Source organism: Paracidovorax sp. MALMAid1276 (assembly GCF_049198005.1).
In the GTDB taxonomy this organism is placed as follows: domain Bacteria; phylum Pseudomonadota; class Gammaproteobacteria; order Burkholderiales; family Burkholderiaceae_C; genus Acidovorax.
On record NZ_JBMIRS010000244.1, the window covers coordinates 1 to 9,906 of the forward strand.

The following is a 9,906-nucleotide window of genomic DNA, read 5'->3' on the forward strand; positions in this document are numbered from 1 at the left end:
GACCAGCTCAAGATCGACCAGAGCTTTGTGCGCGACGTGCTCACCGACCCCAATGACGCCGCCATCGCCCGCACCGTGGTCGCGCTGGGCACCAGCCTGGGCCTGCGTGTGATCGCCGAGGGGGTCGAAACCGAAGCCCAGCGCGAATTTCTTGCGCGCCACCAGTGCCACGCCTGGCAGGGCTACCTGCTCAGCCCGCCGTTGCCCGCCAGCGAATTCGAAGCGCTGGTGCGCCGCGCCCATGCCGGTTTGCCGGCGGCCTGACAGGCGCGGGCACACGTTGATTCAAAAATGATAGCTGTCAGCGCTTGATGGATAAGCGCTGAGGCCGGTTTTTATTCAAATTTCTTGGCCCCGCCTGCCGGCGGCGGCGTGCAGGCCGCCCGGTGCGGGGAGGGGGCAGGGCAGCACGGTATCATTCCGCCCTTGCGCGAGGCCTGAGCGGCCCGGGCGCGGCGCCCCGGCGGCGCTGCCGCTGCTGCGTTCACACTAGCTAGCCACACTCCTCATCCGTGCGCCTCACCTCGATCAAGCTCTCCGGCTTCAAGTCGTTCGCTGAACCCACCAACTTCATGCTCCCCGGCCAACTGGTGGGGGTGGTGGGCCCGAACGGGTGCGGCAAGTCCAACATCATGGACGCGGTGCGCTGGGTGCTGGGCGAGAGCAAGGCGAGCGAACTGCGCGGCGAGAGCATGCAGGACGTGATCTTCAGCGGCACCACCACCCGCAAGCAGGCCAGCCGCGCCAGCGTGGAGCTGGTGTTCGACAACTCCGACCATCGCGCCGGCGGCCAGTGGGGCCAGTACGGCGAGGTGGCGGTGCGCCGCGTGCTCACCCGCGACGGCACCAGCAGCTATTTTCTGAACAACCAGCCCGTGCGCCGCCGCGACGTGCAGGACGTGTTCCTGGGCACGGGCCTCGGGCCCCGTGCCTACGCCATCATCGGCCAGGGCACCATCAGCCGCATCATCGAAAGCCGTCCCGAGGAACTGCGCCTGTTCCTCGAAGAGGCCGCCGGTGTCTCCAAATACAAGGAGCGCCGCCGCGAGACCGAAAACCGCCTGCACGACACGCGCGAGAACCTCACGCGGGTGGAAGACATCCTGCGCGAGCTGACCGCCAACCTCGAAAAGCTCGAAAAGCAGGCCGAGGTGGCCGCCAAGTACAACACCCTGCACGCCGACGCCACGCTCAAGCAGCACCAGCTGTGGTTTTTGAAGCGCGCCGAAGCCGAAGAGCAGCAGAACAAGGTGCGCCTGGATGGCCTGCAGGCCGTGAACGACCTGGAATCGCGCATGGCCGACCTGCGCGCGGTCGAATCCGACCTCGAAACCATCCGCCAGGCCCATTACGCGGCAGGCGATCAGGTCAACCAGGCCCAGGGCCGCCTCTACGAGGCCACGGCCGAAGTCGGCAAGCTCGAAGCCGAGATCCGCTACGTGGTAGAAGGCCGCCAGCGCGTGGAGCAGCGTCTGGTGCAGCTGGCCGAGCAGATCGCCCAATGGCAGGCCCGCAAGGAAGAAGCCGATGTGGAGCTGGAGAACCTGGCCGGTGCGGGCGTGGATGCCGAAGAACGTGCCGAGCTGCTGGCCGCCCAGGTCGAAGAGCAGGCCATGCAGCTGCCCGACCTGGAAGAGGCCCTGCGCCAGGCCCAAAGCCGCACGGCCGAGCAGCGCAGCAGCGTGGTGCAGGTGCAGCAGCAAATCGGCGTGCTGGCCGCCGAGCAGCGCAGCTTTGACGAGCAAAGCCGCCAGCTGGATGCCCGGTTTGAACGCCTGCGCACCGACCGCAACGCCCTGGCCGCACCCGACGAAGCCCGCCTGGTGAACCTGCAGGAACAACTGCAAGAGGCGCAGGAGATGGCCGAAACAGCGGCCGCCCGTCTGCACGAGCTGCAGGATTCCGTGCCCCAGCTGGACGAAGACCGCCGCGCGCGCCAGCAGGCCGTCAACACCGAAAGCGCCCGCCAGACCGATTTGTCCGCCCGCATGGAGGCGCTGAAGGCGCTGCAGGAAAAGGTCAAGACCGATGGCAAGCTGCGCCCCTGGCTGGCCAAGCACGGCCTCGATGGCCTGCAGGGCCTCTGGAGCCGCATCCACATCGAGCCCGGCTGGGAAAACGCGCTGGAAGCCGCGCTGCGCGAGCGCCTGTCTGCGCTGGAAGTCGGGCGGCTGGACATGGTGCGCGGCTTTCTGGGCTCTGGCGGCAACGATGCGCCGCCCGCGCGCCTGGCCTTCTACAGCACGCCGTCTGTGGCCCAGCCCGAGGCGCCTTCGCAGCACCCGCGCCTGTCCGACCTGCTGCGCCTGAACGACGCCGGCCTGCGCGCCGTGCTCACCGACTGGCTGCAGGGCTGCTTCACGGCCCCCACGCTGGACGACGCCCTGGCGCGCCGCAGCACACTGCAGCCGGGCGAGGTGGTGCTGGTGCCCACGGGCCACGCGGTCAGCGCCCACAGCGTGAGCTTTTATGCGCAGGACTCCGAACAATCCGGCATGCTGGCCCGCGCGCAGGAAATCGAACACCTCGAAAAGGAGCTGCGCGCCCAGGCGCTGATTGCCGAAGAATCGCGCACCGCGCTGGTCCGCGCCGAGGCCGCCTATGCCGACGCCTCGCAGCGCCTGGTGTCCGCCCGCCGCGAAGCCACCGAGTCGCAAAGCCGCGCCCACGAGCTGCAGGTCGAAACCCTGCGCCTGAGCCAGCTGGCCGAACAGACGCGCGCGCGCAGCCAGCAGATCGACGGCGACCTGGCCGAGGTGGAGGCCCAGCTGGCCGACCTGCAGGAGCGCCGCGTGGCCGCCGAGGCGCGCTTTGAAGAGCTAGACATGCAGCTGGCCGACAGCCAGGAGCGCGAGGCGCAGCTGGGCGACAAGGTCATCGAGGCCGAGCGCAAGCTCACCGCCTGCCGCGAGCAGCAGCGCGCGCTGGAGCGGCAGGCGCAAGAGGCCACCTTCTCCCAGCGCAGCCTGGAGGCGCGCCGGGGCGAACTCAACCGTTCCATCGAAACCGCCACCCAGCAGGCCAAGGCGCTGGCCGACGAAGAGCAGCGCGCACGCGACGAACTCGCCCGCCTGTCCGACGCCGCCGCGCAAGGCGGCCTGCAGGCCGCGCTGGACGTGAAGATGGAGCGCGAGAAGGCCCTGGGGGCGCAGCGCAGCGAATACGACGACCTGACCACCAAGCTGCGCGCGAGCGACGAACGCCGCATGCAGCTCGAACGCGCTCTCGACCCGCTGCGCCAGCGCATCACCGAATTCCAGCTCAAGGAACAGGCTGCGCGCCTGGGCCTGGAGCAGTACACCACCTTGCTGCAGGACGCACAGGCCGACCTGGAGGCCGTGGCGCGCTCCATCGAGGAAGGCAGCGTGCGCATCGGCGGCCTGCAGGGCGAGATCGACCGCCTGCACCGCGAGATCGCGGCCCTGGGCGCGGTCAATCTGGCCGCGCTCGACGAACTCAAGCTCGCCAGCGAGCGCAAGGTGTTTCTCGACGCGCAGACGGCCGACCTGACCGAGGCCATGAACACGCTGGAGGACGCGATCCGCAAGATCGACGGCGAAACGCGCCAGCTGCTCTCAGGCACCTTCGACACCGTGAACGCGCACTTTGGCCGCATGTTCCCCGAGCTGTTCGGCGGCGGCCAGGCCAAGCTCATCATCACGGGCGACGAAATCCTCGACTCGGGCGTGCAGGTGATGGCCCAGCCGCCGGGCAAGAAGAACCAGACCATCCACCTGCTGTCCGGCGGTGAGAAGGCGCTCACGGCCATTGCGCTGGTGTTTGCCATCTTCCAGCTCAACCCGGCGCCGTTCTGCCTGCTGGACGAGGTGGACGCGCCGCTGGACGACGCCAACACCGAGCGCTATGCCAAGCTGGTGTCCAGCATGTCCAAGGGCACGCAGTTTCTGTTCATCAGCCACAACAAGATCGCGATGGAAATGGCCGAGCAACTGATCGGCGTGACCATGCAGGAGCAGGGCGTGTCGCGCATCGTGGCGGTGGACATGGAGTCCGCCTTGAACATGGTGGATGCTTGAAAGATGAAGCTCCCCCTGTGTCGCTTCGCTCCTTCCCCCTCTCTCGCTGCGCGGGAGGGGGACGACGCCAGCGCGGCGGGGCGGCCCTTGCGCGGCGTCCCTGGCTTGCGGCTCGATTTCGCCTCGGCGGCTGGTATCCCGTCAACGGACAGTAGAAGTTATCTCCGGTTATGAGCACATTGCAACTGAGTCTGGCCATCATCGGTGGCCTGGTGCTGGCCCTGATCGTGGCCTACAACGCCTGGACGTCTCGCCGCAACGCGCCCAAGCGTGCCCTGCCGCAAGAGCACGAGGCCACGGCCGACGCGGCCCAGCGGCGCGAGCCGGGCTTTGACGCCGACGCCGCGGCCCTGGTGCCGGGCGAGATCCAGGGGCTGGACCGGGGCACCGAACCGGCGCCGCATGCCGTGGACGCGAGCGATGCGCTCGAGCTGCCCGTGCCCGCGTCGTCGCTGGAGCGCCGCCCGGGGCTGGACCCGCTCATCGACGTGATCGCGCCCCTGCAGGCCGAGCAGCAGGTGTCGGGCGATGCGGCCCTGGCCGCCTTGCCGCCCACGCGCCGCGCGGGCAGCAAGCCCTTTGCCATCGAGGGGCTGAACGACGCCACGCAGCAATGGGAAACCCCCGCACCCGGCCAGCGCTACCAGTCCTTCCAGGCCGGCGTGCAGCTGGCCAACCGCATGGGCGCGCTCAACGAGATCGAGTTCTCCGAGTTCGTGGTGAAGGCGCAGGCCTTTGCCGACGCCATCAACGCGGCGCCCGACTTCCCGGACATGCTGCAGGAGGTGGCCCGCGCCCGCGAACTCGACCAGTTCGCCAGCGAGCACGACGCCCAGCTGATGTTCATGCTGCGCGCCCGCCAGGCGGCCTGGAGCCCGGGCTACGTGCAGCAAAACGCCGCCCGGCTGGGCTTTGTGCCCGGCGCCATGCCCGGCCGCCTGGTGCTGCCCGCCGCCACCCAGGGCTTGCCGCCCGTGCTCACCCTGGCGTTCGACACCCAGGCCGCCCTGGCCGACGACCCCGAGCAGTCCGCCATCCGCGACATCAGCCTGACCCTGGACGTGGCCCAGGTGCACCGCACCGAACAACCGTTTGCCCGCCTGCGCGAAGTGGCCACCGCGCTGTGCCAGGCCATGGACGGCGTGCTCTGCGACCAGAACGGCACGCCGCTGCCCGCCATGGCCATGGACCCGATCGCGGCCGACCTGGAGCTGCTGTATGACCAGCTTGACGGGCGGGATTTGTCGGCGGGCTCGGTGCTGGCGCGGAGGCTGTTCAGCTGAATGCACATGCGGCCATGACCGAGAATTTGGACCTTTTTTCAGCCCCAACGCCCGTGGATAAAGCGCAGCCAGCTATCAAAATAAAAGCACTGCGCGACCAGCTCAACACCTGGGCGCACCAGTACTACGTGCTGGACGAGCCCACCGTGCCCGACGCCGAATACGACCGCGTGTTCCGCGAACTGCAGGCGCTGGAGGCTGAGCATCCCGATCTCATCACGCCCGATTCGCCCACCCAGCGCGTGATTGGCGCGGTGATGGAGGGCCTGGCCCCCGTGCGCCACGCGGTGCCCATGCTCAGCATCCACACCGAGACGGACACCGAGGCCACGGGCGCGCAGGCGTTTGACGCGCGGGTGCGGCGCGAGCTGGGCCTGTCCGAGTCGGACCCCGCCATCGAATACGTGGCCGAGCCCAAGTTCGACGGCCTGGCCATGAGCCTGCGCTATGAAATCGGCCGCCTGGTGCAGGCCGCCACGCGCGGCGATGGGGAGGTGGGCGAGGACGTGACACACAACATCCGCACCATCCGGCAGATTCCGCTGACCGTGCCTGAAGGCGTTCCCCCTTTGCTGGAAGTGCGCGGCGAGGTCTACATGCGCCGTGCCGACTTTGATGCGCTCAACGAGCGCCAGCGCGAGCAGGGCGGCAAGACCTTTGTGAACCCGCGCAATGCCGCGGCCGGTGCGGTGCGCCAGCTCGACTCCCGCATCACCGCCCAGCGACCTTTGAGCTTTTTTGCCTACGGCCTGGGTGCGGTCACGCCGGCTTCGGAGGGCGGGCCGCAGTTCCGCACGCATTTCGAGATGCTCCAGGCGCTGAAATCATGGGGTTTTCCGGTTTCAGCGCAGGTGCAGATTGCCAAGGGTGCTAGCGAATTGGTAGCATTTCACCGGCAGGTGGGCGCCAGCCGCGATGCACTGCCGTATGACATCGACGGCGTGGTCTACAAGGTCAACCGGCTCGATCTGCAACGCGACCTGGGCTTCAAGACCCGCGAGCCGCGCTGGGCCGTGGCGCACAAGTATCCCGCGCAGGAGATGGCTACCAAGGTGGAGGATATCGGCGTGCAGGTAGGCCGCACCGGCAAGCTCACGCCCGTGGCGCGGCTGGCGCCGGTGTTTGTGGGCGGTGTCACGGTGACCAATGCCACGCTGCACAACCTGTTCGAGATCCGCAAGAAGGGCGTGCGCGTGGGCGACCAGGTCGTCGTGCGCCGCGCGGGCGATGTGATTCCGGAAGTGGTGGGCGTGATGGCCTCGGGCCCGCGCCCGGCGTACGTCAAGAACTTCCGCATGCCTGCGCAGTGCCCCATCTGCGGCAGCGACGTGGTGCGCGAAAAAGGGGAGGCCAACCACCGCTGCACGGGCGGGCTGTTCTGCGCCGCGCAGCGCAAAGAGGCCATCCTTCACTTTGCCGCGCGCCGCGCCATGGACATCGAGGGCCTGGGTGACAAGCTGGTGGACCAGCTGGTCGAATCCAACGTGATCCGCACGCTGCCCGACCTGTACCGGCTGGGGCTGTCGTCCCTGGTGGCGCTGGAGCGCATGGCCGACAAGTCCGCGCAGAACGTGCTGGCCGCGCTGGAGAAATCCAAGGACACGACGCTCGCACGTTTTCTGTTCGGGCTGGGCATCCGCCATGTGGGCGAATCCACGGCCAAGGACCTGGCCAAACATTTCGGTACGCTGGACGCGCTGATGGGCACGTCGCTGGAGACGGCAGCCACCGTGGAGCAGCTGTTGGAGGTGCCCGACGTGGGCCCCATCGTCGCGCAGAGCGTGCACACCTTCTTCCAGCAGCCGCACAACCGCGAGGTGGTCGAGCAGCTCATCGCCTGCGGCGTGCGCTGGCCCGAACAGGCGCGTGGTGAAAAGGCCCCGCAGATCCTGGCGGGCAAGACCATCGTGCTCACCGGCACGCTGCCCACGCTGGGCCGCGATGCCGCCAAGGACATGCTCGAAGCCGCGGGCGCCAAGGTGTCGGGCTCGGTCAGCAAGAAGACCAGCTACGTGGTGGCTGGCGAAGAAGCCGGCAGCAAGCTGGCCAAGGCCCAGGAGCTGGGCGTGCCCGTGCTGGACGAAGCGGGCATGCTGGCTCTGCTGTCGGGCCAGACCCCGGCCTGAGCTTTCGCCGGGCTTCACTCTTCCTTCCACCGGTTCATCTCGATGCGATCCTTTCTCCTCACCGCCTGGGCCCGCTTGCAGGCCCTGTTCCGCCGCGTGGCGGGCTGGTTCGCGTGGATCCCCCGGCCGATTCGCTGGGCCATGCTGTTCATCGCGCTCGCCGTGCCTTCGGCGCTGCTGGTCTATGCGCTCACGCTGGTGCCCACCACGCCCTCCATTGGCGACATCCGCAAGGCCAAGAACGAGATGCCCGCGCAGCTCATGTCGGTGGACGGAAAGCTGCTGGCCGAATACCGCTGGGCCAACCGCGAATGGGTGGAGCTGAGCGAGATTTCGCCCAACGTGATCGACGCGCTGATCGCCACCGAGGACCACCGCTTCTATGACCACTGGGGCATGGACTGGCGCCGCACGTTCTCGTCGGTGCTGCACACGCTGCGCGGCGACCCGCAGGGCGGCTCCACGCTCACGCAGCAGCTGGCGCGCAACCTGTTTCCTGAAGAGATCGGCCGCTCGCGCACCATCACGCGCAAGCTCAAGGAAGCCATCACGGCCATGAAGATCGAGGCGGGGTTTTCCAAGGACGAGATCCTGGAGACGTACCTCAACACCGTGCCGTTTCTCTACAACGCCTACGGCATCGAGATGGCCGCGCGCACCTATTTCGACAAATCGGCCGACAAGCTCAACGTGCTGGAAAGCGCCACGCTGATCGGCATGCTCAAGGGCACGGCCTACTACAACCCGGTGCTCAACCCCGAGCGTGCCCAGGCGCGCCGCAACACCGTGCTGTCGCAGATGGTCAAGCGCGGCAAGCTCGCACCCGAGCAGTTCGCCACGCTCAAGGCCAAGCCCCTGGGCGTGAACTTCGAGCGCCAGACCGAGGTGATGGGCCCGGCTTCGCACTTTGCGATGCACCTGCGCAAGCAGCTGCTGGACTGGGCCGACAGCCGGGGCTACAACCTGTATGCCGACGGGCTGGTGATCCGCACCACCATTGATTCGCGCATGCAGGCGATTGCCAACCAGGCCGTGGCGCGGCAGGGCAAGCAGCTGCAGGAGGTGGCGGACAAGGCGTGGTCCAACGCCCGCAATGGCTGGGGCCCGGGCAACGAGCTGGTGCAGGCGCTGGTGCGCGAAAGCGCTGAATACCGCGCCGCGACGGCAGAGAAGGGCGTGGCGCCGGACGATGCGCTCAAGGCCTTGCTGGACAACGCCGCCTTCATGCAGCGGCTGCGCACCGAGAAGACGCGGGTGCAGGCTGCCTTCATGGCGCAAGACCCGGTCACCGGCCACGTGCTGGCCTGGGTGGGCAGCCGCGATTTTGCGCAAGACCCGTTCGACCATGTGCAGGCCGCGCGCCGCCAGCCGGGCTCCACTTTCAAGCCGTTTGTGTATGGCGCCGCATTTGCGCAGGGCGCATCGCCCGAAGACACGCTCATGGATTCGGCGGTCGAGATTCCGCTGGGCGGCGGCCGCGTGTGGCGCCCCACCGATGGCGGCCCGCCCAGCGATGAGCCCATGTCGCTGGCCGACGGGCTGGCCAAGTCCAAGAACACCATCACCGCCCAGGTGATGCACCAGGTGGGCCCGGCCCGCGTGGCCGAGGTGGCGCGGGCGCTGGGCGTGCGCGAAAGCAAGCTTGAAGAGGTGCCCTCGCTGGCCCTGGGCACGAGCCCGGTCACGCTCAAGGAAATGGTGTCGTCCTACAGCAGCATCGTCACCCTGGGCCGCTATGTCGAGCCCATCATGCTCACCCGCATCGAAGACCGCAATGGCAAGGTGCTGCAGACCTTTGCCGAGCCGGTGCCCGAGCAGGTGTTCGACGCCCGCGCCGCGCAGATCCTGCGCAACACCATGCGCGGCGCCGTGGACTATGGCACGGCCACCGCCATCCGCAGCCGTTATAGCGTGCAGGCCGACGTGGCGGGCAAGACCGGCACCACGCAGGACAACACCGATGGCTGGTTCATCCTGATGCAAAGCCGGGTGGTGGCCGGTGCCTGGGCGGGCTTCAACGACGGCCGCATCACCCTGCGCAGCGACTACTGGGGCCAGGGTGCGCGCAGCGCGCTGCCCATGGTGGGCGAGTTCATGCAGCAGGCCATCCGCAGCAAGCTGATGGATGCGAGCCTGCGCTTTGTGGACGAATTCGACACCCGCCCGCCACCGCCGCCCGACAGCTCGCTGGACACCATGCGGGACTGGATCCGGGGGCTGTTCCGCAGCGATCCCCAGGCGCCGGCCGGGCCTGGCGGTGGCATGCCGCGCAGCCCGGGCCCGCCCGTGCCGGCCGAGGAACGCATCGGCGGCTAAGAGCCTGTTCAATGTCTTTTTGGAGTCGCACAAGTACCTTGCCGGGGTGGGATGCCAGGCGCGGTGCGCTGTGGATAGCCCGGCTATCCACAAGCGCCGCAACGCCGCAGACCGCCCGGCAAGGCACTTGCCCGAAGGGTTGGA

At 68.2% G+C, this 9,906-nt stretch carries 5 protein-coding genes; all 5 read left to right on the plus strand.

What is annotated here, in order from left to right:
• Nucleotides 1-264 (plus strand): EAL domain-containing protein (locus ACOQFS_RS20345; RefSeq protein WP_421564632.1); only part of this gene is annotated, 264 nt, incomplete at its 5' end.
• A 248-nt stretch (nucleotides 265-512) separates the two neighbouring features.
• Nucleotides 513-4,037, plus strand: coding sequence for a chromosome segregation protein SMC (gene smc / locus ACOQFS_RS20350; RefSeq protein WP_421564633.1), 3,525 nt, complete (start codon nucleotides 513-515; stop codon nucleotides 4,035-4,037).
• 170 nt (nucleotides 4,038-4,207) lie between these two features.
• A complete protein-coding gene (locus ACOQFS_RS20355; protein ID WP_421564634.1) occupies nucleotides 4,208-5,320 on the plus strand; it encodes a cell division protein FtsZ in 1,113 nt (370 codons plus the stop codon).
• A gap of 14 nt (nucleotides 5,321-5,334) precedes the next feature.
• Entirely contained in the window at nucleotides 5,335-7,446 is a 2,112-nt protein-coding gene (gene ligA / locus ACOQFS_RS20360) for an NAD-dependent DNA ligase LigA (protein ID WP_421564635.1), read from the plus strand.
• Between the two features lie 42 nt (nucleotides 7,447-7,488).
• On the plus strand, nucleotides 7,489-9,762 hold the full coding sequence (locus tag ACOQFS_RS20365) for a penicillin-binding protein 1A (RefSeq protein WP_421564636.1): 2,274 nt from the start codon (nucleotides 7,489-7,491) through the stop codon (nucleotides 9,760-9,762).
• The last annotated feature ends 144 nt before the right edge of the window (nucleotides 9,763-9,906 follow it).

What these genes read in the sequence shown, in the direction of transcription:
- ACOQFS_RS20355 (WP_421564634.1), top strand. Translation starts at nt 4,208, where the DNA reads ATGAGCACATTGCAACTGAGTCTGGCCATCATCGGTGGCCTGGTGCTG.
- ligA (WP_421564635.1), top strand. Translation starts at nt 5,335, where the DNA reads ATGACCGAGAATTTGGACCTTTTTTCAGCCCCAACGCCCGTGGATAAA.
- ACOQFS_RS20365 (WP_421564636.1), top strand. Translation starts at nt 7,489, where the DNA reads ATGCGATCCTTTCTCCTCACCGCCTGGGCCCGCTTGCAGGCCCTGTTC.